General features: G+C 50.1%; 25 protein-coding genes and 1 tRNA gene. 9 read left to right on the forward strand and 17 right to left on the reverse strand.

From position 1 onward, the window contains the following. Nucleotides 1-3: 3 nt before the first annotated feature. On the reverse strand, nucleotides 4-462 hold the full coding sequence (locus ACP15Y_RS02005) for a DUF192 domain-containing protein (RefSeq protein ID WP_424981338.1): 459 nt from the start codon (nucleotides 460-462) through the stop codon (nucleotides 4-6). 14 nt (nucleotides 463-476) lie between these two features. Then, nucleotides 477-1094 carry a cold-shock protein gene (locus tag ACP15Y_RS02010; RefSeq protein ID WP_424981339.1) on the reverse strand — a complete coding sequence of 206 codons (618 nt, stop codon included), beginning with the start codon at nucleotides 1092-1094 and terminating at the stop codon, nucleotides 477-479. Nucleotides 1095-1347: 253 nt separating this feature from the next. On the opposite strand from ACP15Y_RS02010, the gene ACP15Y_RS02015 reads away from it, so the two are divergent. The 3 genes from ACP15Y_RS02015 to ACP15Y_RS02025 all read left to right on the forward strand — a co-directional run bounded on the left by ACP15Y_RS02015 (nucleotide 1348) and on the right by ACP15Y_RS02025 (nucleotide 2538). Then, nucleotides 1348-1767 carry a VOC family protein gene (locus ACP15Y_RS02015; protein WP_424981340.1) on the forward strand — a complete coding sequence of 140 codons (420 nt, stop codon included), beginning with the start codon at nucleotides 1348-1350 and terminating at the stop codon, nucleotides 1765-1767. A gap of 111 nt (nucleotides 1768-1878) precedes the next feature. Continuing rightward, entirely contained in the window at nucleotides 1879-2349 is a 471-nt protein-coding gene (locus ACP15Y_RS02020; RefSeq protein WP_424981341.1) for a YcbK family protein, read from the forward strand. 113 nt (nucleotides 2350-2462) lie between these two features. After that, a tRNA-Glu gene (locus ACP15Y_RS02025) sits at nucleotides 2463-2538 on the forward strand. 92 nt (nucleotides 2539-2630) lie between these two features. Here the strand turns inward: ACP15Y_RS02025 and ACP15Y_RS02030 are convergent. Beyond that, nucleotides 2631-3425: a helix-turn-helix domain-containing protein gene (locus ACP15Y_RS02030; RefSeq protein WP_424981342.1), complete on the reverse strand. Its 795-nt coding sequence runs from the start codon at nucleotides 3423-3425 to the stop codon at nucleotides 2631-2633. A 168-nt stretch (nucleotides 3426-3593) separates the two neighbouring features. Between ACP15Y_RS02030 and ACP15Y_RS02035 the strand changes: the two genes are divergently transcribed. The 3 genes from ACP15Y_RS02035 to ACP15Y_RS02045 all read left to right on the forward strand — a co-directional run bounded on the left by ACP15Y_RS02035 (nucleotide 3594) and on the right by ACP15Y_RS02045 (nucleotide 7155). Continuing rightward, nucleotides 3594-4109 carry a NuoB/complex I 20 kDa subunit family protein gene (locus ACP15Y_RS02035; RefSeq protein ID WP_246028605.1) on the forward strand — a complete coding sequence of 172 codons (516 nt, stop codon included), beginning with the start codon at nucleotides 3594-3596 and terminating at the stop codon, nucleotides 4107-4109. A gap of 72 nt (nucleotides 4110-4181) precedes the next feature. Beyond that, on the forward strand, nucleotides 4182-5666 hold the full coding sequence (locus tag ACP15Y_RS02040; protein ID WP_424981343.1) for an ArnT family glycosyltransferase: 1485 nt from the start codon (nucleotides 4182-4184) through the stop codon (nucleotides 5664-5666). Nucleotides 5667-5670: 4 nt separating this feature from the next. After that, a complete protein-coding gene (locus ACP15Y_RS02045) occupies nucleotides 5671-7155 on the forward strand; it encodes an ArnT family glycosyltransferase (protein WP_424981344.1) in 1485 nt (494 codons plus the stop codon). On the opposite strand, the gene ACP15Y_RS02050 is transcribed toward ACP15Y_RS02045, so the two are convergent. From ACP15Y_RS02050 to ACP15Y_RS02075, 6 genes are all read right to left on the reverse strand, one after another. Continuing rightward, entirely contained in the window at nucleotides 7152-8390 is a 1239-nt protein-coding gene (locus ACP15Y_RS02050) for a class I SAM-dependent methyltransferase (RefSeq protein ID WP_424981345.1), read from the reverse strand. The two genes, ACP15Y_RS02045 and ACP15Y_RS02050, sit on opposite strands and share 4 nt — an antisense overlap. A gap of 175 nt (nucleotides 8391-8565) precedes the next feature. Further along, a complete protein-coding gene (gene recJ / locus ACP15Y_RS02055) occupies nucleotides 8566-10359 on the reverse strand; it encodes a single-stranded-DNA-specific exonuclease RecJ (protein WP_424981346.1) in 1794 nt (597 codons plus the stop codon). Nucleotides 10360-10457: 98 nt separating this feature from the next. Beyond that, nucleotides 10458-11447, reverse strand: a complete 990-nt coding sequence (gene glpX / locus ACP15Y_RS02060; protein ID WP_424981347.1) for a class II fructose-bisphosphatase — start codon at nucleotides 11445-11447, stop codon at nucleotides 10458-10460. A 30-nt stretch (nucleotides 11448-11477) separates the two neighbouring features. Next, a complete protein-coding gene (locus ACP15Y_RS02065) occupies nucleotides 11478-12800 on the reverse strand; it encodes a homoserine dehydrogenase (protein ID WP_424982441.1) in 1323 nt (440 codons plus the stop codon). A 338-nt stretch (nucleotides 12801-13138) separates the two neighbouring features. After that, nucleotides 13139-13690 carry a hypothetical protein gene (locus tag ACP15Y_RS02070; RefSeq protein WP_424981348.1) on the reverse strand — a complete coding sequence of 184 codons (552 nt, stop codon included), beginning with the start codon at nucleotides 13688-13690 and terminating at the stop codon, nucleotides 13139-13141. Between the two features lie 158 nt (nucleotides 13691-13848). Beyond that, complete coding sequence (locus tag ACP15Y_RS02075) at nucleotides 13849-15063, reverse strand: LL-diaminopimelate aminotransferase (protein ID WP_424981349.1); 1215 nt, start codon at nucleotides 15061-15063, stop codon at nucleotides 13849-13851. A 222-nt stretch (nucleotides 15064-15285) separates the two neighbouring features. On the opposite strand from ACP15Y_RS02075, the gene ACP15Y_RS02080 reads away from it, so the two are divergent. Then, nucleotides 15286-15531: a hypothetical protein gene (locus ACP15Y_RS02080; RefSeq protein ID WP_424981350.1), complete on the forward strand. Its 246-nt coding sequence runs from the start codon at nucleotides 15286-15288 to the stop codon at nucleotides 15529-15531. A gap of 126 nt (nucleotides 15532-15657) precedes the next feature. Further along, nucleotides 15658-16194, forward strand: a complete 537-nt coding sequence (locus tag ACP15Y_RS02085; RefSeq protein WP_424981351.1) for a MarR family winged helix-turn-helix transcriptional regulator — start codon at nucleotides 15658-15660, stop codon at nucleotides 16192-16194. Nucleotides 16195-16395: 201 nt separating this feature from the next. On the opposite strand, the gene ACP15Y_RS02090 is transcribed toward ACP15Y_RS02085, so the two are convergent. The 3 genes from ACP15Y_RS02090 to argC all read right to left on the reverse strand — a co-directional run bounded on the left by ACP15Y_RS02090 (nucleotide 16396) and on the right by argC (nucleotide 18082). Next, on the reverse strand, nucleotides 16396-16524 hold the full coding sequence (locus ACP15Y_RS02090) for a hypothetical protein (protein WP_424981352.1): 129 nt from the start codon (nucleotides 16522-16524) through the stop codon (nucleotides 16396-16398). Nucleotides 16525-16724: 200 nt separating this feature from the next. Then, nucleotides 16725-16862, reverse strand: a complete 138-nt coding sequence (locus ACP15Y_RS02095) for a glyoxalase superfamily protein (protein ID WP_424981353.1) — start codon at nucleotides 16860-16862, stop codon at nucleotides 16725-16727. Between the two features lie 167 nt (nucleotides 16863-17029). After that, nucleotides 17030-18082: an N-acetyl-gamma-glutamyl-phosphate reductase gene (gene argC, locus ACP15Y_RS02100; RefSeq protein WP_424981354.1), complete on the reverse strand. Its 1053-nt coding sequence runs from the start codon at nucleotides 18080-18082 to the stop codon at nucleotides 17030-17032. A gap of 130 nt (nucleotides 18083-18212) precedes the next feature. Between argC and ACP15Y_RS02105 the strand changes: the two genes are divergently transcribed. Next, complete coding sequence (locus ACP15Y_RS02105) at nucleotides 18213-19511, forward strand: glycosyltransferase (protein ID WP_424981355.1); 1299 nt, start codon at nucleotides 18213-18215, stop codon at nucleotides 19509-19511. Here the strand turns inward: ACP15Y_RS02105 and ACP15Y_RS02110 are convergent. The 5 genes from ACP15Y_RS02110 to rplM form a co-directional block, all read right to left on the reverse strand. Further along, the gene (locus tag ACP15Y_RS02110) at nucleotides 19508-20143 is read right to left on the reverse strand and encodes an SdpI family protein (RefSeq protein ID WP_424981356.1); all 636 of its coding nucleotides are present in this window, start codon (nucleotides 20141-20143) and stop codon (nucleotides 19508-19510) included. The genes ACP15Y_RS02105 and ACP15Y_RS02110 overlap by 4 nt on opposite strands. Then, the gene (locus tag ACP15Y_RS02115) at nucleotides 20130-20405 is read right to left on the reverse strand and encodes an autorepressor SdpR family transcription factor (protein ID WP_424981357.1); all 276 of its coding nucleotides are present in this window, start codon (nucleotides 20403-20405) and stop codon (nucleotides 20130-20132) included. Before ACP15Y_RS02115 ends, ACP15Y_RS02110 begins: the two co-directional genes overlap by 14 nt. 112 nt (nucleotides 20406-20517) lie before the next feature. Then, complete coding sequence (locus ACP15Y_RS02120) at nucleotides 20518-21615, reverse strand: Wzz/FepE/Etk N-terminal domain-containing protein (protein WP_424981358.1); 1098 nt, start codon at nucleotides 21613-21615, stop codon at nucleotides 20518-20520. A 92-nt stretch (nucleotides 21616-21707) separates the two neighbouring features. Beyond that, the gene (gene rpsI, locus ACP15Y_RS02125; RefSeq protein ID WP_424981359.1) at nucleotides 21708-22193 is read right to left on the reverse strand and encodes a 30S ribosomal protein S9; all 486 of its coding nucleotides are present in this window, start codon (nucleotides 22191-22193) and stop codon (nucleotides 21708-21710) included. A gap of 1 nt (nucleotide 22194) precedes the next feature. After that, nucleotides 22195-22659, reverse strand: a complete 465-nt coding sequence (gene rplM, locus ACP15Y_RS02130; protein WP_424981360.1) for a 50S ribosomal protein L13 — start codon at nucleotides 22657-22659, stop codon at nucleotides 22195-22197. Nucleotides 22660-22710 lie beyond the last annotated feature (51 nt).

Raw genomic sequence — 22710 nt, forward strand, 5'->3', positions numbered from 1 at the left:
GACTTAGCTATTCATGCGTGGATGGCGCACTTGATCACCAACCTTCAGCCCGTATTGCGCTGAAAGGCCGCCATTGATTTCCAACACAAACCGCACCGGATGTTGCGACGGAATGCTCGTTGGGTCTTGCGGAATGGCATTTTGATGGATGTGTTTGATAAAGCCGCGCTCATCAATAAAAATCATATCGAGTGGAATGAATGTGTTACGCATCCAAAAGGCAACCTCTCGGGTTTCCTTAAAATCGAACAACATTCCTTCATCCCGTGGCATTTTAGTGCGGAACATCAGGCCTTTTCGACGCAGTTCAGGTGTATCTGCCATCTCCACCGTAATTGGGATGTCGCCCAAATCGGTTTGCAAAATCACCAAATTGTCCTTTGACCAACAGCCCGCGAGCAGCAGTACCAAAAAAATAACGCTCAGCAGTTTTACCGAGCGTTGCAACATTCTGAACAGCATATGTGCGTCCGATACTAATGAGATGAAGGCGCTTCGCCCCAACCGTCTGGGCGAATCTCAGCCACCATCAAGCCCTTTGGGCCATCGCCATAGCGCGCCAAAACAAATTGACCCGGCCGCAATTCCGTGAGGCCAAAGCGACGCAATGTTTCCATGTGGATGAAAATATCCGGATGCCCTTCGCCCTTTGATAAAAAGCCGAAGCCACGCAACCGATTAAACCATTTTACTTCCAAGCGCTCTAGCTTGGATGTTGGTTCCACAACCACGTGTGTGCGCGGCGCTGGCAATTGAGAAGGATGTTTGGCGGTAGATTCGTCCATCGAGAGGATGCGGAATGCCTGTAGACCACCCGGCCGATCGAGCGCTTCGCACACAATGCGTGCGCCCTCATAGGCAGTTTTATAACCGTCACGACGCAAACATGTTACGTGAACCAACACATCGGCCATGCCATTGTCTGGCACAATGAAGCCAAACCCTTTCGCCACGTCAAACCATTTGATCGTGCCTGAAATCTCAATGACATCAACCGAGCCATCTTCCGCGTCGCTACGCGCCCGGTCTAGATTGCTTTGGTCGCGCTCATATTCCAAATCGGAATTTAGATCCGGTGTGCTCTTGGCCCCCATTTTGCCATGTCCTCTTTAATTGACCTGCCCGCCACAGCCAGGTTACTCAATTACTCCTAATTGAACGAGTTTGTCCGATTCAAAGCGATTTGTTAAGAGCTTAATTACATTTTATTAACCATTCACCCAAACTGCTGATTGTTCAACGTTTTGAATTGCGGTGCCGTTCCGACTATTTGCGCGGAACTGTTTTTATGATCAACTCGTTGATCGCTAGGCCGATTTCAAACGACCAAACGGAGTAAGGCACACTATGAAATATTTGCACACAATGGTTCGCGTTTCGAACATAGACGAAAGCCTGAGATTTTATTGCGAAGGCCTTGGCCTGCAAGAAAACCGTCGCATCGACAATGAAAAGGGTCGGTTTACCTTGGTCTTTCTCTCCGCCCCCGGCGATGAACAGGCGCAAGTGGAATTGACCTATAATTGGGACCCTGAAGAATATGATGGCGGCCGCAATTTTGGGCACCTCGCCTATCGCGTGAAAGACATTTACGCGCTTTGTCAGCATTTGATGGATATGGGTTACACCATCAACCGTCCCCCACGTGATGGGCATATGGCATTTGTTCGTTCGCCAGACAAAATTTCTGTTGAGCTTTTGCAAGATGGCGACCACCTCGAGCCAAAAGAGCCCTGGGCCAGCATGAGCAACACCGGCGAATGGTAAAATTGAACATAAAAAATTAACCACTTGTTTAAACCGGCGATTAGGCATCGCCGGTTTAATTTGTTGCCAAACGCAAAATCAACTCCAAACTATTTGGAACTGGCTTAGCCGATGGCATTCTTCACAAAATATGCGCGTCCGATTATTGCCGCCCTGCTCTCTGCCGCCCTTCTGGCTGGTTGCGCATCGCTTGGCGGTTTTGATGCCGCGCGCAAATACGACAAGAAATACGGCCTCCACGTTGAACACAGCAAGGTGAATACCTTTTGCCTGTTGCCTAAGTTGCGCTACGTTTTGTGGAAGGCGGAAATGCGTTTCGGTCGCCCCGTTGTGGTGACCTCAGGCTTCCGCAATCCCGTCCATAATTATATGGTGGGTGGTGCGTGGGGATCTTACCACCAGAAATGCATGGCGGCAGATGTTTTCATTCCGGGCGTTTCCAAATCTAATTTGATCGCCTTTATGCGCTCACAATCTCAAGTGGGTGGCTTGGGATGTTATCCGGGCCGAAAGTTCATCCATGTGGATATTCGCAGCCGACCTTCGGGCTATAAACGTCCTGTGCAATTTAAAGGATGTTGATATAAGGGGCAAAAATCGCATTTTTGACAGTTTTTTGAAAAAAAGACGAAAAAAAATGAAAAAGCCTCTTGCGTCTTTTGAAGAACGCAAATATACGACAGGCACCGTTCGAGGCGCCCTTCGTCTAGTGGTCTAGGACGCCGCCCTTTCACGGCGGAAACACGGGTTCGAGTCCCGTAGGGCGTACCAACGGTTCTCAAAATTTGAGGACCAAACGAACGACAAGAAACCGGCCTCTGGCCGGTTTTTTTGTGCGTAAATTTTATCGATATTCTAAAAGCTTAGCCGTAATAGCTTTCCATCAGTCGATAGCACCAATAACTCTCTTTGGTTTGGATCAGCTGATTAATTTGTCGCGGTGATTTGCCAGTGATGCGCCGCACTTCTCGCCCCATATGCGATTGATCAGAAAAGCCACTTTCCAGCGCAATTTGCGATAAGTCAGTTTGCTCACCCGCCCGCAATGAAATGGTGCGTTCGAAAATATTTTCCTGCCGTGCGAACTGATTCAAATCACGTTGGCTCAACCCAGACATCTTTTTGATCTTGCGTTGAAATTGGCGTGCACTTTTGGCACTGGAGCTTTTGGCGAGCTGACCAACCATATAATTTGCCCAATCGGACACGCGATCGCCAAACCGACCGAAGTTAGACGCGCGCCTTTGCGCCCACAATGGTTCTAGCCCTGATTGGAAGGTCGACAACCGTCCGGCTTCGTCCAGCGCATTATTGAGCAAACTGTTCTCAATCAAATCCACCAAATTGCCGGACAGAATCTTTTGACCATCAAGCATTTGATCTTTGATGGTTTCAGGAGAAATGCCGGTGAGCGCATAGAACGCATCATTGCGGAAGGCGAATCCCAACACGTAAAGCGGTCCAGGGTTGTATGAAACCAGCGGCACCGTATTTGGACCTTGTACATTGATGCGCGGCAGACCTGCGCCGTTGTTCCACGAGGGAGATACCATTTGGCTCTCCCCCTCAATAAAGCAGGTGATGGTGCAATAGGGCGAGGTGAAGAAATGATTGTGCCGATCTTCGTCACTCAACTCTACGCCTCGCGTGTCACGCACCAGCCCCAACAAAAGGCAACTGCTTAGTGCCCGTACAGGTTCGATGAGCTCTGATCTGGTTTGACCGCTTATATATGCGGCCTTTGCGGGGTATGCCATGTCGTATTCGTTCTATATCCAGCGCCTCAATTGCGCATCATGTCGCCAAGTTTAATCCTGAGGCGCAATATGGACAAGCAAGCAAATTACGGCCCCTACTCATTTGACACTTTCTCCGACCAATTGGCCGATAAGGGCTATGTGGTGACCAACACCTCCAAGCTGATCAATTGGGCGCGCACTGGCTCCATGCACCAATTATGCTTTGGGCTTGCCTGCTGTGCCATTGAGATGATGCACTATATTACGCCACGCTATGACTTTGAGCGGTTCGGTATGGCCTTCCCCGCGTCTCCCCGGCAAGCGGACCTTATGATTGTGGCAGGCACGGTCACCAACAAGATGGCCCCGGCGCTTAGGCGTATATATGACCAGATGCCCGAGCCACGCTATGTGATCTCTATGGGCTCTTGTGCCAATGGCGGTGGGTATTACCATTATAGCTATTCCGTGGTGCGCGGGTGCGACCGGATTATCCCCGTGGACATTTATGTGCCGGGGTGCCCGCCGACTGCTGAAGCCCTGCTCTATAGCGTTATGTTGTTGCAAAAGAAGATAAGGCGTACGGGCACGATTGAAAGATAGGCTTAGGCACTGGCCAATTGATCTGTCCCTACCTATATTGCCGCGAAACAAACGGCATTCGAGCAGGCATTTATGGACCGATTGGGCCAACAGCTAAAATTCACTCCCCTTGATCGCGTGCTGGTTTCGCTGATTGCGATATTTGTACTGATCAAACTCGCTTTGATGACCCAAACGGGATTGCTTGACGACGAAGCCTATTATTGGGTTTGGGGATATCGGCCTCAGCTTGCCTATTTCGACCATCCTGCGCTTGGCGCTTGGTTTATCGGCCTCACCCGCCTGATATTTGGTGAAGGTATTCTAGGCGCGCGCATGAGCGCGCTGATCAGCTTTGCGGGCACGAGTTACCTTTTGTGGCTATTTGCGCGCCGTATGCGTCCTGAGGCGCCTTTACGTGCCTTTCTGGTGGCGGAGATTGTGTTGCTCGCCTCGCCTACATTCTTTGCCTGGACCACAATTGTCTATTTCGATCATTTGCTGATCGTTTTGTGCCTGGCCGCAATCTATAATTATGCCCGCTATTTAGATGCCCCACAGGATGGCGACGCGAACATATCTGCCCTTTATTGGGCGGCGTTCTATCTTGGCTTAGCGGCATTGACGAAATATAGCGCGCTCTTTGTCGGGTCGGGCTTTGCATTGGCCATTTTGCTCACGCCTGCCTATTGGTCACGCTTACTACGGCCACATCTTTATCTGGCGGCCCTATTGGCAGTGGCGATGCAAGCGCCAACCCTGATTTGGAATATGCAGAATGATTTCGCCTCGTTTAGCTTCCATCTTTATGATCGGCACTCTGGCCCTTGGTGGCAAAGCTATGCGGCGCATTATTTCATTCGCTACTTCCTTTATACTTTTATCCTGTTCAGCCCCTTCTTGGCGCTTAGCTTATTCCGCGTGCGTTTGATCCGAACTGAGAACCAGTTCACGCGCACCCTGGCTTGGCTGTTGCTATTTGTTGGCGGCACGACCATGGCGTTTCTGCTGTCGATGGTGATGACGGTCTCCAGCCATTGGTATTGGACAGACTTAGCCTATCTCGGCCTTATAGTTTTGGCGCCGGTGTTGATGGGTACTGGTTGGCTTTTATGGGCGCATATCAGCCTTGGGCTGGTCGCGGCCTTATTAGTCACCATTAATTACAGCATATTGCCTTTGGCTGCGCTTTTCGGTGTGCATGATGTGGAAACGGGCAAGACGTTTGGCTGGGATCAAGTTGTGCGCACAGTCGAAGCCGCGGAAGATGAGTATAAGGCTGATTTTATCGGCACTAGCCGCTTTAAAACAGTGGCACAGCTCAACTATCACGCCAAGCGGCAGGATATATATGAGCTATCCCCACGGCCCTCCCAGTTCGATTTCTGGCAAGACCTTGATGCGCTTGCAGGCCAAAATGGGTTAGTGCTGCATGACGAACAAGCCAATATTGAAAAGCTGACGGGCCAATTTGAACAAATTCAGCTTGTAGATGAAATCATCATCGAGCGATATGGCTATCCCATCTATCGCTATCAGCTCTATTTCGGCACCAATTACCAGCCTCAAGAAGATTGATCCTATGCAACTGACCACCCCGCACGCTTATTTGCCGTCTATTCGCTCACTTGGTGTGGTTGCAGGCCTTTTGCTGCTGCTGAAATTGTTGGTGACCTTTGGTATGGCCCCATTGGGGGACGAAGCCTATTATTGGCGCTGGGCGCAAACGCCAGAGCTTTCCTATTTCGATCACCCGCCGCTTGGGGCGTGGTTGATTGCTGCGGGTCAAACGCTAGGTTTAAATGCTCTGTTCGGGATTCGCGCGGTTACATTGCTGACGACTGCCGGAACGCTCTATTTCATCTGGCGGATTATTGGCCACTATCGCAGCAATGACGCGTATGTTTCCCATGGGCATTTGTTTTTGTTTGTCGCCACCATGATGTTTGCCTCGCCAACCATGTTGGTATGGTCCAGCCTCATCTATCACGATCATTTGTTGATCTTTCTAGCCAGTGGCGCATTTTTCTATCTTGGTCGCTATTTGGACCGCGCCGGACGTCAGCAGAATGATTTTGCCGGGCTCTATGTTGGCGCGCTGTTCCTCGGACTTATGGGGCTGACTAAATATAGCTCTGTGTTCCTCGGGCTTGCCTTGGCGTTTGTTATTCTGTTTTCCAGCAAATTGCGCTGGCAGCTAAAGTCACCGCATCTTTATTTGGCCGCAATGCTGACTTTTGCGTGCATGTTGCCTTTGATGGCGTGGAACTATGCCAATGACTGGGCATCGTTTGGCTTCCATTTGGATCAACGCCATGGGCAAGGCTGGCTTGAGCGGTTTAATCCGATTGCATTGTTCAACTTCGTCGCTGCAACTTGGATATTGTTTGGCCCATTCTTGATTGTCGCCATCGTCAATCAATTTCGTCGGAAATATACCCAACACGCGCCACGCTATTTGATGCGCCTGGCTCAATACACCTTTGTTTTATCAACGCTCGCATTCGCGACTGTATCCGCCTTTGCCTATACGCTTTGGTATTGGAGCGATTTGGCCTATCTCGGCCTATTGCTGCTGATCCCCTATCTGATGCGTACAAAGCTAATGATTTGGGCACATTATGTGTTTGGGATTTCGCTTATCGCCCTAACCAGCTTTCACTATATCGTTGCGCCGATTACCGTGTGGGTGCCGGGCTATGACAAAGAAGCTTCGAGTGTTTATGGCTGGTCAGAAATTGCTGAGTGGGTGGAAACCACCTCACAGGAGCAAGATTTAGATCAAATTGCTGCGTTACGCTTCCAATCGGCCAGCATGCTGAGCTTGGCCATGAATGATGTGGATGTGTTCGCCATTGATAGCCGGCCAACACAGTTTGACTATTGGCAAATGCCGCAAAAGGCGGCGGGGCAAGATGTGCTAATTTTAAAAGATGAGGTTGCACCAAACGGCCTATTGGAAAGCCGTTTTGACGCGGTTGAGTTGCTCGATGAGTTGTCGATCACCAGATTTGGCGTCGAGATCTATCGCTATCAGCTCTATGTGGGCCGAAACTTCAAGCCTTAATCGATGCGCTTATATTGATATACGCCAACATCGATCATCTGCTCTGCAAAGCCTGCTTCGCAATAGGTCAGATAATAGACCCATTTGCGTTTGAAGGTCTCGTCGAAGCCAAGCTTCTCAATCTTATCCCAGTTGGCTAGAAATGCGTCGCGCCACATGGCCAATGTTTTGGCGTAGGATTGGCCAAACATTTCCTGTCGCTCAAGCTTTAGCCCAACATTTTCGCCCTGCTCGCGCATCACCTTGTTGGTGAGCAGCATGCCGCCGGGGAAAATATAGCGCTGGATGAAATCGACATTGCTGCGATATTCTTCAAAGTCGTTCTCATCGATCACAATGGCCTGAATTGAAGCTGTGCTGCCCGGCTTTAACCGATCATGCACAGTTTGGAAATAAGTTGGCCAGTGATCCTCGCCCACGGCCTCGATCATCTCAATTGAGCAAATATGGTCAAACTGACCTTGCGTATCGCGATAGTCTTCAATCACTAGTTTAGAAAACTTGTCTAAACCTTTGTCAGAAAGTCGCTTAAGGCCATATTTTAACTGTTCTTTGGACAGGGTAATACCACGCAGATTTGCCTGATAATCCTTGGCGATTGTTTCGGCAAAAGCGCCCCAACCGCAGCCAATTTCAAGCACGTCGCTGCCGGGCTTTACCCCTGCCATATCGGCAACTAGGCGATTCTTCGCCCATTGCGCATCGGTCAAAGATTGATTTTCGTCTGTGAAATAAGCTGATGAATAGATCATCGATTCATCAAGCCACAAATCATAGAAATCATTGCCAAGATCATAATGCTCTGCGATGTTTTTCTTTGAGCCTTCGCGCGTGTTGCGGCGCGAGATGTGGTAGGCCATATCTTTTGCAGCACGGTGGAAAAAGCCCGGTTTTGCCGCTGACAGCTGATCGCGGTTCATCAAGAAGAATTTGAACACGGCAAGAAGGTCATCGCATTCAATATCTTTATTCATGTAGGCGGAAGCAAAGCCCACAGTGCCCCGGCGCGCCGCTTCAAACAGCAAATTGAAGTTGTTGAGCTTCAGCGTGGCCTTCGGCCCGCTATTTTGCGGATTGCCGATATAGCCAACGCGGCCAGAAGGCAAAATGACTTTTATGCTGCCATGCGGCACATCTTTAATGATCCGGCGCGCAGCACGGTATAAAATAAACGATAAAAATTTCGACGCGAGGGTCGGTGACGACCGCTGTTGGTCAAATGCCAAATCACTCATACGCTACACTCCTGAACCTTTTTCCATCTGCATGGAATTAACCTTTGGCCTACGGTTCAAGACCTCCCTAATTATGTCCAAAATTCTATCGGTGAATGGGAAAATTTCAAGCCCTTTAAAAAACACATTGTTTTTAAACAGCAATTTCCCCGCTCAAGACAACCATAGACAAAAACTAGGATGATTTTGCGGCATCCAATATTCTTAATTGAGGTTCTTCACGTCCTTGCCAATGGTTAATGTTCAACGCGCCAACTATATGAATTGGATCACCATTTTTTGCATTTAATAGCATTTGCCCCAATGGCGTATCGGCCGCACGGAAGCAAATGCCGTTCAGCCGTGCGCGGTCTGGCGAGTTTAGCGTAATCCGCACATGCCCGCCAACGCCGACAATATCAGCAAAGGCAACCCGGTGGGCAGGAAATGCGAACAATGGGCCGGGATTGCCCGCGCCATAGGGCCCTGCTCGTTCAATTTGATGGATGAAATCTGCTGTAGCGCCTCTGGCGGTCATTGCAGCGTCAATTTTGATGGTATTTTGCTTGCGCGCCTCATGCACATTTTCAGCCAGCTTTTCGGCTAAGAAAGCGCGGAAATGGCCAATTTCGCCCGATCCGATTGATATGCCGGCTGCCATGGCGTGGCCGCCACCTTTGGTGAGCAAATTCTCATCCACGGCAGCTATCACCGCTTTGCCGAGATCCACGCCGGGAATGGATCGACCAGATCCTGTGCCAGATCCATCCGCCTTTTGTGCAATGGCAAATGCCGGACGATTAAACCGCTCTTTCAGCCGTGCGGCCACAAGCCCAACGACCCCCTGATGCCAATCAGGCGAGGCAACAACTATAACTGGCGGCCCTTCTCCATCGCCGATTTCCGCATCGGCCACAGCGACGGCTTCTTCTACGGCCCGCTTTTCAATGGCTTGCCGTTCAGCATTTAGGCCCTCCAATTGCTCGGCAATATGCATTGCCTCATGCTGATCGTCGCACGAAAGTAGGCGCGCTCCCAATGAGGCATCGCCGATACGTCCGCCCGCATTGATCCGCGGGCCAAGCAGAAAGCCAAGATGATAGGCATTGAGCGGACCGGAAACTCGCGCTGCCAGCGCCAAGGCAGCCAAGCCCGGATTTTTGCCGGAACGCATAACGTCCAATCCGCGCTGCACAAATGCACGGTTCAACCCTTGCAGCGGCACCACATCACAAATGGTGGCCAAGGCGACCAGATCGGTGAGCTGCATCAAATTGGGTAATTGTGGGAAATTGCCGCGTTCCTTCAGCACGCGATTGAGCGCGACCAACACCATAAAGGTCACCCCTGCAGCTGCGAGATGACCTAAGCCGGAAATATCGTCTGGCCGATTGGGGTTTACAACTGCATTGGCGTTCGGCAATTCGTGCGCCACTTGGTGGTGATCGATCACCAACACATCTACACCGCGCTCCCGCGCATGGGCGATGGGTTCAAAAGACGTCGCGCCACAATCGAGCGTCACGATTAATTGGGCACCCTCGTCGATCAATTGATCCATCGCCGGAATGTTGGGGCCATAGCCCTCAAAAATCCGATCAGGGATATAGGTGGCGGGCGCAAGGCCGACGCCCCGCAAATATCGTGTCATCAAAGCGCAGGAAGACGCCCCGTCGACATCGTAATCGCCGAACAAGGCGATGTTTTCACCACGTTCCACAGCCACAACCAGTCGATCCACAAGCTCATCCATTTGAGTGATGGTGCTTGGGTCTGGCATCAAGTCACGCAACGTGGGCAGCAAAAATTCTTCTGTCCCCTCCAACGGCACGTCTCGCGCAGCCAAGATACGGGCGAGGATTTCGCTTATGCCATATTGCTGCGCCATTGCCGTTGCCGTGCGCATTTGTGCGGCGCTCAAACGGTCAATCCAAGCGCGGCCATTTACTGACTTTTCGACATTTAAAAAGAAGTCTTTTTCTTCAAACATAACGCGAACTTACCTGTTGTCGCCCTGCGATTGAAGCAAATAATGGCACAAAAAAAGGCGCGCAGAGAATTGCGCGCCTTGAAACTGAATTTGGACGATTAAATATCGCGCAAATGCCGTGCATTGATTTGGCGTACAGTCTTCGACCATGAACGCATGACAATGGTGGATGTTTCCACATGTTTTGGGCGGATTTTCACGCCGTCCAACATGGAACCATCTGTCACGCCTGTGGCGGCGAACAACACATCGCCAGACGCTAGTTCATCAACCGCATATTTGCGCTTGTGATCAGTGATGCCCAAACGGGTCGCGCGGGCGCGCTTTTCGTCGCTATCCAGCACCAAACGCCCCTGCATCTGACCACCAACGCAACGCAATGCCGCAGCCGCTAGCACACCCTCGGGTGCACCGCCTGTGCCCATATAAAGGTCGATGCCGGTCTCATCACGATCCGTGGTGTGAATAACGCCAGCGATATCACCATCATTGATCAATTTGATCGACGCGCCAATCTCGCGCAACTCATCGATAATGTGTGCGTGACGCGGGCGATCAAGAACACACACAGTCACGTCAGCAACGGAAACACTACGCGCTTTTGCAATGGCTTCAACATTTTCAGTTGGGGTGCGGTCCAAATCGATAATGCCTGGTTCGTAACCCGGGCCAACAGCGATTTTTTCCATGTAAACGTCAGGTGCGTGCAACAGGCCACCGCGTTCAGCCATGGCCAAAACGGCCAATGAATCATGCTGGTTTTTGGCGCACAAAGTTGTGCCCTCAAGCGGATCAACAGCAATGTCTACTTTCGCACCTTTGCCGATGCCGACTTCCTCGCCGATGAACAACATAGGCGCTTCGTCACGCTCGCCCTCACCGATCACCACACGGCCATCAACTGAGATTTTGCCCAGCTCTTCGCGCATGGCTTCCACGGCCGCGCGGTCTGCTGATTTTTCGTCACCCTTGCCGCGCCAATGAGCCGCTGCAATAGCCGCATTTTCGGTCACGCGCACAATTTCAAGGGTCAAATTACGATCAACAATCGCCTCAGCGGTGATTGTGGATTTAGCTGTCATTGCCATTTTGATGCCTCTGCCTTTTCAACTTTGGCGTTAAAACCGCTCGATTCTAATCACCTGCGGTTTTCCAACAATAAAGCCATCTGCTGCAATCCGATCAATGGTTTGCCGCACTGACTGCTCAAGGGTCTTTTGCGTGATCAACACCACGGTGCGTGTTGCTTCGCTTTTGGTCTCTGGATCATTAACGACCAAGTCTGGACGTTGAATGACACTTTCAAGCGAAATATCACTTTCCCCCATGCGAGACGCTATAGCAGCAAGTGCGCCAGGAATGTCCCTAGCATTTAGTCGAATAAAGTAGCCGCCCTCATGCTCACGCATCCGCGCCTTATCATAAGGCACCAATTCATCCACCGGCAAACCAAGCGGCGGCACATGAGTGCCACGTGCACAGTCGAAAATATCTGAGATCACAGAGGCCGCAGTTGCATCACCGCCTGCGCCAGGGCCAGCCAGCAGCAGCTCTTCTACATGGTCCGTTTCCAGCGACACCGCATTCAAAACACCATCAATGCCAGCAATAGTGCTGCTTTTCGGCACCAATGTCGGGTGCACGCGCTGCTCAATGCCGTCTGGCGTGCGCTGGGCAACGCCAAGCAGTTTGATGTCAAAGCCCAAATCGCTGGCCACTTTAATGTCGGCCTGATCAATGCGGGTGATACCTTCAACATACATTTGATCCGCAGCGATTTTGCAGCCAAAGCAGAGGCTGGTGAGAATGGCCAGCTTGTGTGCAGTATCGAACCCCTCAATGTCGAATGTCGGGTCTGCCTCGGCATAGCCAAGTTCCTGCGCATCTTTCAGGCAATCTTGAAAATTGATCCCCTCATTTGTCATACGTGTCAGGATATAGTTGCAAGTGCCGTTCATGATGCCATAAACGCGCTGCACCTGAGCAAGCCCCAAACCTTCGCGCAAAGTTTTAATGATCGGGATGCCACCAGCTACCGCTGCTTCAAAGCCAAACTGAGTGTTTGTTTGTTCGGCCAAACGGGCGATATCTACACCATGCTTGGCAATCAGCGCCTTGTTGGCGGTGACAACGGGCTTGCCCAATTCAAGCGCAGCACGGATAGACGCGAGGGCCGGCCCATCTTCGCCACCCATCAGCTCCACAAATAGGTCAATATCATCAGATTTGGCCAGAGCGACCGGATCATCGAACCAAGACATTTCCGATAGATCGACACCACGGTCTTTAGAACGGGAACGTGCTGCAACACCCGTCACTACGATTTGACGCCCAAAACGCTGGGTCATGCGCTCTTGCTCATTCACAAGCATTGAAATGAGTGAAGCGCCAACTGTACCTACGCCTGCAATACCTACACGGAGGGGAGCGTCGTCGTTCATATCTTGCCTTTCCGATTCACGCATCTGCGCCAGAATCCTATTTCGAGTGTCTGAACGCGGCTCGCGGCCCTTGCGCAAATTGAATACAAACAAGGGGTCGGCCGCAAATTCACGGCCAAAACGGCTTGGCGAACACCCTGTTTCCGTTAGAAAACGTTCTACCTGCGCCAAAAACTCAGCCTGCTCAGACATATCCTACAAATCCTACAATACTCTATGCACGCAGCTATAAATAGGAAAAGTCCTACAGGTCAAGAATTGATTGTAGGAAAAGTGAATCGAACACAAAAAAGCCGCGCATAAAGCGCGGCCTTAAATCAAATCAGCTAACTGAAGAATTATTGGCTTTCGCCCTCTTCGTTCTGCGCTGCAGCGAACAAGGCCTCACAGGCTTCAACTTTCGCACGTGTTTTCGCATCCATATTTTCTGGATCGTAAGTGAAGGCGGCACATGATTCCAAGGTCAGCACTTCGCCATCTGGACCGATCACTTGCTGCGAATCTTCAGTGTTGCCATCTGTCAGCGCATCCAAAGCCTTTTCAGCTTCTTTCGCCAAATCTTGTGCGCTGGTTTGGGTTTGCTCAAGCGCGTCTTGTGCATCGCGGCCCAACTGCTCCACGGCTTCCTGGCCCTGCTCAGTCAGCGTGTTGACATTATTTTCAATGTCTTTGCTCACCTGATCAGCTTGATCTTGCAAATCCTGGATAAGATCACCAGTTTGCTCAGTTTCAGATTCTGGTTGCTCGGTCGTCGCATCATTTTGCTGTTCAGTTTCAACCTGAACTTCAACTTCTGTTTGCGGCGCTTCGTTGACTTCTGGCGTTTCTTGCGGGTTATCGCAGGCCGCAAGCAGCCCAACCGCCAAAATTGCAAGGAATATCTTTTTCATTAGAAACCTCTTTAATAACGCACATCTACGCGGCGCGTGTTCGCGTTCCCCTTATGCGAAGACATAAGAATTAGATTCGGACCAATTTGCGGCAAAAAAAGACGCCACACATAAAATGTGCGGCGCCGTTACAATTTTAGAACAGAAGACTGGCTTTTTTAGCTCTGAAGCTTCACGATATTGTCGCCCATACCACCATGCTTTTGCATGAAACGCTTCACATTTCGGGCCGCTTGGCGAATGCGCTGCTCGTTCTCCACAAGTGCAATACGCACATAATTGTCGCCATATTCGCCAAAACCCAACCCAGGCGCCACAGCTACATCTGCCTCTTTGATCAGCAATTTGGCAAATTCGAGTGAGCCCAAATGTGCAAATTGGTCCGGAATCGGCGTCCACGCAAACATGGTTGCAGGCGGCGAATTCACCTCCCACCCTGCACGGCTGAAGCTTTCCACCAACACATCGCGGCGGTGCTGATAGATATCGCGCACTTCAGAAACGCAATCGTCAGGTCCATTGAGTGCAGCGGCTGCTGCAACCTGAATCGGCGTAAATGCGCCATAATCAAGATATGACTTCACGCGCTTCAACGCTTTGATCAAGCGCTCATTGCCGACAGCAAAGCCCATGCGCCAACCGGGCATGGAGAAAGTTTTCGACATTGAGGTGAATTCAACCGCAATATCCATCGCCCCTTCAATTTCCAAAATAGAAGGTGGTGGTGTGCCGTCGAAATAAATCTCGGAATAAGCCAAATCGGACAGGATAAAGATTTCGTGCTCGCGACAATAATCCACGACTTCTTTGTAGAAATCCAAATCAGCTGTGTAAGCCGTTGGGTTGGCCGGATAGTTCAATATCAAAGCGATTGGCTTTGGAATTGAATGGCGCACGGAACGATCAAGCGCGCGCATAAATTCTTCATTTGGCTCAGCAGGCATAGAGCGCACAACGCCACCAGACATGATAAAGCCGAATGAATGGATCGGATATGTCGGATTTGGCACCAGCACCACATCGCCCGGCGCGGTGATGGCAGACGCCATGTTGGCAAAGCCTTCTTTGGAGCCAAGTGTGGCCACCACTTGCGTATCTGGATCAAGCTTGACGCCAAAGCGACGGCCATAATAGCTCGCCTGTGCCTTACGCAGCCCGGGAATACCTTGCGATGAGGAATAACGGTGCGCCCGTGGGTCTTTTACCGTTTCCTGTAGCTTTTCAACGATGTGCTTAGGTGTTGGCAGATCCGGATTTCCCATGCCGAGGTCGATAATATCCACGCCCGCCGCTCGCGCCGCCGCCTTGATCGGATTGATATGCTCAAACACGTAAGGGGGTAGTCTGCGAATACGGTGAAATTCTTCGGTCATGGTTCCTCTTTCGACCTCTCGGGAATGCGCGAAGCACCTCGCAACGCGCTCATCTTAGAATTGTAACAAATTGTGGTTTTTAAATGGATAAGAAAAATTGCAAAGCCAATTTCTATCAAATTTGACTTGAGAAACCCAATATTTTCACCAGACAGCGAATTTTCGAGCTAGTATATTTGTCAACAATATTGATCTCGGTCATTTGCCGACGGGGTGTTTTAGATGCGTATTTTTATTCTGTTTGTTGCTGCACTCTTGGTTTCTGGCGCCACGGCCCTTCCCGCATCGGCCATCACCTGCAAAAGCTATAGCGCCTGCCAACAAGCTGTCGTCAATTGGTGTGAGGGCCGACATCCGCGGGCGGATGGCGATGGGGATGGCATCCCCTGTGAGAATGTTTGCAGTTCCGTTCGGCAGGTGAATGCAATTCGCGAGAGCCTTGGCCTAAACTGTCCACCCGCTCGATAGTTAGCCCACAAGATACGATTTTCCGTTGAAAACTGAAAAATTGTCGCAAAATATTTAAAATTCAAATTGATTTCTCGGCGCCGCCTGCAATTAGTACGGAAAGCGTACAAAGATGATGAGTTGATTATGCGTGCCGAACATTTGGAATTGCTCCACCGCCTTGCCCACCGCTATTGGATGAAACACACATCCGAATTGGGCATGAGCCACAGCGAGTTCGAATATTTGAGTGCTATTTTTGAGCAAGCGGAACTTGCCAAAGACAAAGAATTTCACGGCCAGCATTTGCACGATATCGTGCGTTCCATGGGCGTGAACAAAGCCTCTGCCAGCGCCATGATGGACAAGCTGGAAAAGCGAAAGCTGGTAAAACGCAAGCCATGCAAGAAAGATGCGCGTGCACAGCATATTGTTTTGACTGCAAAGGGCGAAGAGCTTCGGGTTGCTGGCAAAGCTGCCTATGCAGCGCTAGAGGCCACTGTTGCTGATTTAGATCTAGGTACCATTGCGGCAGTCGACGCACCAGCTCCAGAAGCATCGCCAAAAGCAAAAGAGCAAACGGAAAAAACCAAGAAGAAAACAGACGCCAAAAAGGAAAAAGAGGCAGCGGAAGCGGCAAAACAAGCCGAATTCGATGCCTCTCAACTCACATTGTTTGGCTAGCGAACATTCCTAGATTTACTGGATAGAGCATTTCCACTTCATCATAATTTAAGGGCAAAGCCTCGCCATTTTTCGCAACCATTTGAAGATTGCGGAAGCTGGCTTTGCCTTTGCCTGATAACAATACGCCGAAATAAATCTTCTTCGTTTCTTTTGGGATAGGCACCGCGATAGCCACATCCTTCCAATCAGCGGTTCCCTTTATCGATCGGTCGGTTCAGGTGTTTGCATGTTGTCGAATGCTAGTCGCTTGCGTTCCGCATCATCAGCGCGCATCCAAAGGCACGCGCTATCGGCGTCTTTGGTCTTGATTTGCCCAGAAAACTTCAAAATTGAACTCCTAAACAGATCCGCGGAGAAAAACTGCATTAGTGTTGCATATGTTCGGGGACGCTGTTGTTCGCATTCGAGCGAGACAGTTTGAGATTCTTTTTCAAACGCCAGCCGATAGCACGAGCTGAAATGTTCTCCGTGGGCAAACCAGCCATAAGGCAACCTGTCTCGATCTTGATTGGTGTTCAGCTTTGCGTTCAAATGTTCCAACTGATTTCGCCGATCAATTCGGAGAATATCTCAAGACATTGGCTGTGAGACAGGTCAATATCGCGCTGTTTTAGGGACTTGCGCAGCCTTTTGGCCAGCGCTTTTGCGTGGTCAGCATAAGTCATAGTCGCCTCATTTGCGACGATTAAAGCCAGTTGCGCAAATTACTGAACATCGTCGCAATTGTGACGATTATCACACTTTGAACGCCTTCACCGTTCCTCGAGGGATTGCGCAGGCAGGTGGCGTAAACCTAATCAAAGGCTACGCCGCCCTGACATAAAGTCAAGCGCTAGGGGAACATCGCCACTTGTTGCAGGCCAGTGGTTTCTTCAATGCCAAAAGCGATATTAAAGTTTTGGATCGCTTGCCCGGCGCTACCTTTAACAAGGTTGTCGAGGGTCGCGATCACAATGGCGCGGCCTGGAATACGGTCCTCAAACACATTGATTTTGCAAAGGTTTGATCCGCGCACCATGCTGGTCGACGGGAACACGCCCTCGTCTAGGATCTGCACAAAGGGCTCAGCGTCATATCGGGATTTCAATTCTGAGCGCAGATCCGCTACCGATTTGCCTTCAGCAAGGCGCAGATGACAGGTCACAAGCTCACCGCGACTCATGGGAATCAAATGCGGTGTGAAGCCAACAGCAACTTGCTGCCCTGCTGCCAAGCTGATTTCCTGATCAAGTTCTGCGCTATGCCGGTGCGACGCGACAGCATAGGGCGAAAGGCTTTCGCCAGCTTCTGTGAAAAGCGTGTTTTGTTTAAGGCCGCGCCCTGCTCCGCTAACGCCAGATTTCGCGTCAATAATAATATCTGCCGGATCAATTAATGCTGCGTTTGCCAGTGGAATCAGCGCCATAAGTGCGGCTGTTGGGTAACAGCCTGGGCATGCAATAATGCGGGCATCTTTGATCTGTTCCCGATAATGCTCGGACAGACCATAGGCCGCTTTTTCCTGCAAATGAGGCGCAATATGTTTGTTGCCATACCATTTTTGGTAAGAATCAGGATCGCGCAAACGATAGTCCGCTGACATATCAATGATGCGCAGACGGTCATGGTTTTCCACAATCTCAGCAATGATTTCCTGCGACGTCGCGTGGGGCAACCCGCAAAACACAACGTCAAAATCTTGCCAATTCATGTCATCAGTCTGTTGCAATTGGGGTAAACCCAACCCATCTAGGTGGGGAAACACCGTGCCCAAGGGCTTCCCTGCATGGGTATTGGCAGTTAAAGCAGTGAACTCAAGTTGAGGATGGAGGACACCTATTCGCAATAAATCCGCTCCGGTATAACCTGATGCGCCCAGGAGTGCTGCTTTGAGCTTCTTGCTCATATCTCTTGCCCTTCTTGGTTGATTATGCGAAAGAAATTGTCCAGAAAGCCGTTCTACTTGCTTGAATATGTAAAGTAAATGGGCTGAACCGGGGATATGGTTCGGCTATTCGGTGGAAGTGAGGGTACAAATGGCAAAACGCATTGCTGTTGCCACCATTGGCACGCAAGGTGACGTCCAGCCTTATGTGGCTCTGGCTATGGCCCTGCAGGATCGTGGATACGATGTTGTGGTTGGCGCGCCGGACGATTTCAAAGATATGATCGAAAGCCGAGACTTGGAATTTTATTCCTTGGGCGACAAGATCCAGAATTTCTTGCAGCAATCTGACTTCGAAAATGCCATGAGCCAAAACATGTTGGTGAACATGCCTTCATTGTTGACTAAAGGGCAAAAGATTGTGGAAACTGCTGCGCGCCAATCTTGGGAAATGTGCCAAGGTGCTGATGCGCTGGTCCTTAACATGAACACCAGCTTTGGCATTGATATTGCCGAAGCACTCGACATCCCCTCAGTTATGGCCGCATTGCAGCCTTTAAATTCAACAGAAGAATTCCCGCTTTGCGCCTATTACGGCCCTGATTTGGGCAAGACCTTTAACAAGCTTTCCTATTCCATCATGAATGTACAACAGCTTTATTACGATTTGCCGCGCAATCGGCTGCGTAAGGAGTTGCTGGGCCTCAAGCCACGCAAGAAGGGTGGTTTCTTCAAGGATACACTGGGGAATGATTTGGAAACGCTCTATGCCTATTCAGATCACGTTTCCCCTCGCCCTTCCGACTGGCCGGAGAGTGCAAAAGTTACAGGCTATTGGCAGTTGGACGATAATTCGGGCTGGGAACCCAGCGACCGATTTAAAGCCTTCTTGGCTGCTGGCGAAAAACCAATCTATGTCGGCTTTGGCTCCATGCCATTTGGTGCATCTCGCAACACTGAAATTTTAAAAGAGGCTGTCGCCAAATGGGGCGGCCGTGTGGTGGTTGCTCGAGGCTGGGGCGGGATCAACCCTGACGATTTGCCTGAGACCATCTACGCTATCCGCAAAGCGCCACATGACAAACTGTTTCAACATGTCCGTGGCGTTGTGCATCATGGCGGCGCTGGTACCACTTCTGCAGGCCTACACCAAGGTTTGCCGACATTTGTGGTGCCCCAAACTGTTGACCAACCTTATTGGGGACGTCGTGTCTATGATTTGGGATGTGGGCCTAAGCCGGTGCGGCTACGTAAACTCACTGCGGATGACTTGGCTGACGCGCTTCGTTTGCTGGCCAACACCCCAGAATACGCCGAGAATGCCCAGGAATTGGCGCGAAAACTGCACGCTGAGAATGGTTGTGAGACCGCTTGTGATTTGATTGAGGACATGATGGACCGCTATCAACCGCAAGCAGTTGTGCAGCAACAGCGGTCCGCTCAAATCTAACTGGCAGATTTACTCAACTGGTAGCTATACACCGAAATGATGATGATGGCTGCCAGAACACCTGCGATCAATATGGCGAAGTAGATCGATGCGGCAACATTGAGCACCGCAGCAAACAAAGCACACACGGCACCAACCAGCATGAAGAACCAGCCAGCAAAAAGGTTAGTTCGCGCCCAGACCTTTGGATTATTGAGCGTCCACGGGAATCGGATGCCAAATGTTTTGTTTGGCTGGCTTTTCGGTAGATAATTGCCGACCACGATCAGCAAGAGTCCTACTGCAATTGTCACCAAGCGTGGCACGTTTAATTCTGCTCCTTGGCCGGACAGCAATATGATTGCTTCGATCAAAATGGCCAAGGCAAGAATGGTGCTGGTCAATGGCGGAAGCCAACTGCCCTCCTCCTTTGTGCCAATCGCGGCAAATATTCCAAGGAAAACGATAGCAAAGGTTGGCCCGATCAACAAAGCCCACTTGGCGGGCCACTGATTGTCGACTTCACCCCAAATGTTCCAATGGATCGGCACCATTTGATTTTGATCGAGCATCAAATATCCAATGCCTGCGATCACGCATGTGATGAGAATTTGTGCAAAATGGATGCGGGTCAGCACTTTATTCGTCGTCATGAGATTTTACTCCGCCAATATCAATTAACTCGGTGAGCGCTCGTTCTAGGATGCTCATATTCAGGCTGTAATAGATCGTGTTTTTATCTCGTCGGGTGGCCACCAAATCTGCTTTTTTAAGCTTCGCAAAGTGGGTCGACATGGTTGGCTTGGTCAGCTCAAACATTTCTGCCAGCTCACCTGCCGATCGCGGCCCTTCTTTCAGTCGCTGAATAATTTTCCGACGAACCGGATGCGACAAAGCCTCAAAAACAGAATTCATAATCCACCTATTTCGATCATTACCTAATTAGATATCTTTCTAAAAAGAGTCAATAGACAAAATAAAAGCCGCGTTGACGCGGCTTTTATCTCTAAAGATTTCTCGCTCTGACCTAGGCTGATTTTCTATTCTTGAGCGCATTCCGCATGATCAAAGCCATTAAACCGAGAAAGCCACCAAACATCAACGAACCAACCAAAATGAGGTTTCGTCGGATTGTGTGGGAAAACTGGATATCACGAGAATCAAAGTTTACAGCGCTGAATTGATCTGTCGCCAGCGGAGTTGCCGCGAATGCGACCTTTGCCCGTTCAATAGAGCGGTTTTGTTCAAGCTCTCGGATGTTTTTATCGATTTCAGCGAGTTGGGCAATATAGTTTTCCTTATTCTCCCGACTGCGCATCATTTCAATTTCTTTTTCGATCGCGACATACCCCGCAAAATAGTAAGGCACATCTGCTTGAATTTGAGTCACCGTGGCATTCCGGCCGAATGTATTGCCTTCCAAAAGAGCACTTTGCTCAAGGTTTTGAGATCGCGCCAATGCCGCTTGCTCTTCTAAAAAGGCCAGCCGTGCCTGCAAGCGCTTGTCATAATCGGCAATCGCATTTTCACGGTCTTCACGCAGATCTTCTAGTTGAATCCGCCGAGACTGCTCATCAAATAAAAGCTGCTGTTCAAATAGCTGCATATAGCTTGACTGAACTCGCTTGTTTCCGAGTTCAACGATACGCGTCATCACCGCAATCGCATCGTCTTCAGTTGCCGCATTGAATGTCAGTCGCCAATTGTTTTTGGTGGTATCTTCAGGGTCTGGCGCTGTGAGTTTTAGCGCGTTGGCAAAGCCAACTGCCGCACCTTCAGGATCTTGTGAGGATGGGTCAACTAACACTTCATATGCCGCTTCAACAATAATATCGCGCAACTGCAATTCGCCCACAAAATCGTTGAGCAATCGCCCGCGCGTCACATTTATATATTCAGTTTGGTTGAGCGGCACATATTCATTTTGTTCGGTGTTGCTGATTTGGAAAAGTTCCACCGACGCACTTTTCGGATGATTGGGGATTAACGCATAAGCCAGCCCTAAAATCAGCGCCAAAAATGTAACCCCAATGACGATCCATTTGCCATCCCAAAGGCTGACAAGCAAATCACCAAGATCAATTTCATCATATTGAGATTGTGGGTTTTGATCGCTTTGGCTCACGCCGAATCTCCCAAAAAATATTCAAGTGCTTTCGACTTGATACAAAAAAGGGCCGCCAGTGGCGACCCTTAAAATCTCGAAACGCCTGGTTATTAGCGCTTTGAGAACTGGAAAGAACGACGAGCTTTTGCACGACCGAACTTTTTCCGTTCAACAACGCGGCTATCGCGTGTAAGGAAGCCACCTTTTTTCAGTACTGCGCGAAGCTCAGGCTCAAAATAGGTCAAAGCTTTAGAAATACCGTGACGTACCGCACCTGCTTGTCCAGACAAACCGCCGCCAGAAACAGTCGCTACGATGTCGTACTGGTCCTTACGCTCTGCTGCAACGATTGGCTGCTGCAAAACCATTTGCAAAACTGGGCGTGCGAAATATGCATTCATTTCACGACCGTTGACAGTGATTTTGCCAGCACCAGGCTTGATCCAAACCCGGGCAATCGCGTCTTTACGTTTACCGGTTGCGTATGCACGGCCATGTTCGTCCAATTTTTGAACGTGTACAGGCGCTTCATCAACAACTGCTGTGTTTACTTCGCCGAGCTCCTCGAGCGAATTGATGGTCTCTTGTTCGGCCATATTAGTTCACCCGCTTATTTTTGGCATTGATAGAGGCAGCGTCCAGCACTTCTGGTGCTTGAGCTTCATGAGGATGCTCAGCGCCGGCATAAACGCGCAAATTTTTGAGCTGCTGACGAGCCAATGGGCCACGTGGCATCATGCGCTCAATAGCTTTTTCCAAAACACGCTCAGGGTATTTGCCAGTCAACAAATCGCGCATTGAACGCTCTTTAATGCCGCCTGGATGGCCTGTGTGCCAATAGAAGATTTTGTTATCAAGCTTCTTGCCGGTATATTTTACCTTGTCAGCATTGATGATGATAACATTGTCACCGCAATCCATGTGCGGCGTGTATGATGGTTTGTGCTTGCCGCGCAAACGAGTGGCAACAACAGCTGCCAAGCGGCCCACAACCACGTCAGTTGCGTCGATCAAGATCCACTTTTTCTCAATCTCGCTCGGTTTCGCCGAGTAGGTCTTCATTATATAATTCCTTGATTGGTCAAGAACGGGGCAAACGCCCCTATTCCGTCG

The sequence above is a fragment of the Maritalea sp. S77 genome (assembly GCF_049801075.1).
Lineage (GTDB): Bacteria > Pseudomonadota > Alphaproteobacteria > Rhizobiales > Devosiaceae > Maritalea.

Excerpts from the sequence above, each read along its gene's own strand:
- glpX (WP_424981347.1), bottom strand. The coding sequence starts at position 11,447 with ATGGCAATGACAGCTAAATCCACAATCACCGCTGAGGCGATTGTTGAT.
- ACP15Y_RS02095 (WP_424981353.1), bottom strand. The coding sequence starts at position 16,862 with ATGACTTATGCTGACCACGCAAAAGCGCTGGCCAAAAGGCTGCGCAAG.
- ACP15Y_RS02020 (WP_424981341.1), top strand. The coding sequence starts at position 1,879 with ATGGCATTCTTCACAAAATATGCGCGTCCGATTATTGCCGCCCTGCTC.
- ACP15Y_RS02005 (WP_424981338.1), bottom strand. The coding sequence starts at position 462 with ATGCTGTTCAGAATGTTGCAACGCTCGGTAAAACTGCTGAGCGTTATT.
- ACP15Y_RS02085 (WP_424981351.1), top strand. The coding sequence starts at position 15,658 with ATGCGTGCCGAACATTTGGAATTGCTCCACCGCCTTGCCCACCGCTAT.
- ACP15Y_RS02105 (WP_424981355.1), top strand. The coding sequence starts at position 18,213 with ATGGCAAAACGCATTGCTGTTGCCACCATTGGCACGCAAGGTGACGTC.
- ACP15Y_RS02040 (WP_424981343.1), top strand. The coding sequence starts at position 4,182 with ATGGACCGATTGGGCCAACAGCTAAAATTCACTCCCCTTGATCGCGTG.
- ACP15Y_RS02115 (WP_424981357.1), bottom strand. The coding sequence starts at position 20,405 with ATGAATTCTGTTTTTGAGGCTTTGTCGCATCCGGTTCGTCGGAAAATT.
- argC (WP_424981354.1), bottom strand. The coding sequence starts at position 18,082 with ATGAGCAAGAAGCTCAAAGCAGCACTCCTGGGCGCATCAGGTTATACC.
- ACP15Y_RS02070 (WP_424981348.1), bottom strand. The coding sequence starts at position 13,690 with ATGAAAAAGATATTCCTTGCAATTTTGGCGGTTGGGCTGCTTGCGGCC.
- ACP15Y_RS02110 (WP_424981356.1), bottom strand. The coding sequence starts at position 20,143 with ATGACGACGAATAAAGTGCTGACCCGCATCCATTTTGCACAAATTCTC.
- rpsI (WP_424981359.1), bottom strand. The coding sequence starts at position 22,193 with ATGGCCGAACAAGAGACCATCAATTCGCTCGAGGAGCTCGGCGAAGTA.
- ACP15Y_RS02035 (WP_246028605.1), top strand. The coding sequence starts at position 3,594 with ATGGACAAGCAAGCAAATTACGGCCCCTACTCATTTGACACTTTCTCC.
- ACP15Y_RS02015 (WP_424981340.1), top strand. The coding sequence starts at position 1,348 with ATGAAATATTTGCACACAATGGTTCGCGTTTCGAACATAGACGAAAGC.
- ACP15Y_RS02010 (WP_424981339.1), bottom strand. The coding sequence starts at position 1,094 with ATGGGGGCCAAGAGCACACCGGATCTAAATTCCGATTTGGAATATGAG.
- ACP15Y_RS02045 (WP_424981344.1), top strand. The coding sequence starts at position 5,671 with ATGCAACTGACCACCCCGCACGCTTATTTGCCGTCTATTCGCTCACTT.
- ACP15Y_RS02075 (WP_424981349.1), bottom strand. The coding sequence starts at position 15,063 with ATGACCGAAGAATTTCACCGTATTCGCAGACTACCCCCTTACGTGTTT.
- ACP15Y_RS02065 (WP_424982441.1), bottom strand. The coding sequence starts at position 12,800 with ATGAACGACGACGCTCCCCTCCGTGTAGGTATTGCAGGCGTAGGTACA.
- recJ (WP_424981346.1), bottom strand. The coding sequence starts at position 10,359 with ATGTTTGAAGAAAAAGACTTCTTTTTAAATGTCGAAAAGTCAGTAAAT.
- rplM (WP_424981360.1), bottom strand. The coding sequence starts at position 22,659 with ATGAAGACCTACTCGGCGAAACCGAGCGAGATTGAGAAAAAGTGGATC.
- ACP15Y_RS02050 (WP_424981345.1), bottom strand. The coding sequence starts at position 8,390 with ATGAGTGATTTGGCATTTGACCAACAGCGGTCGTCACCGACCCTCGCG.
- ACP15Y_RS02080 (WP_424981350.1), top strand. The coding sequence starts at position 15,286 with ATGCGTATTTTTATTCTGTTTGTTGCTGCACTCTTGGTTTCTGGCGCC.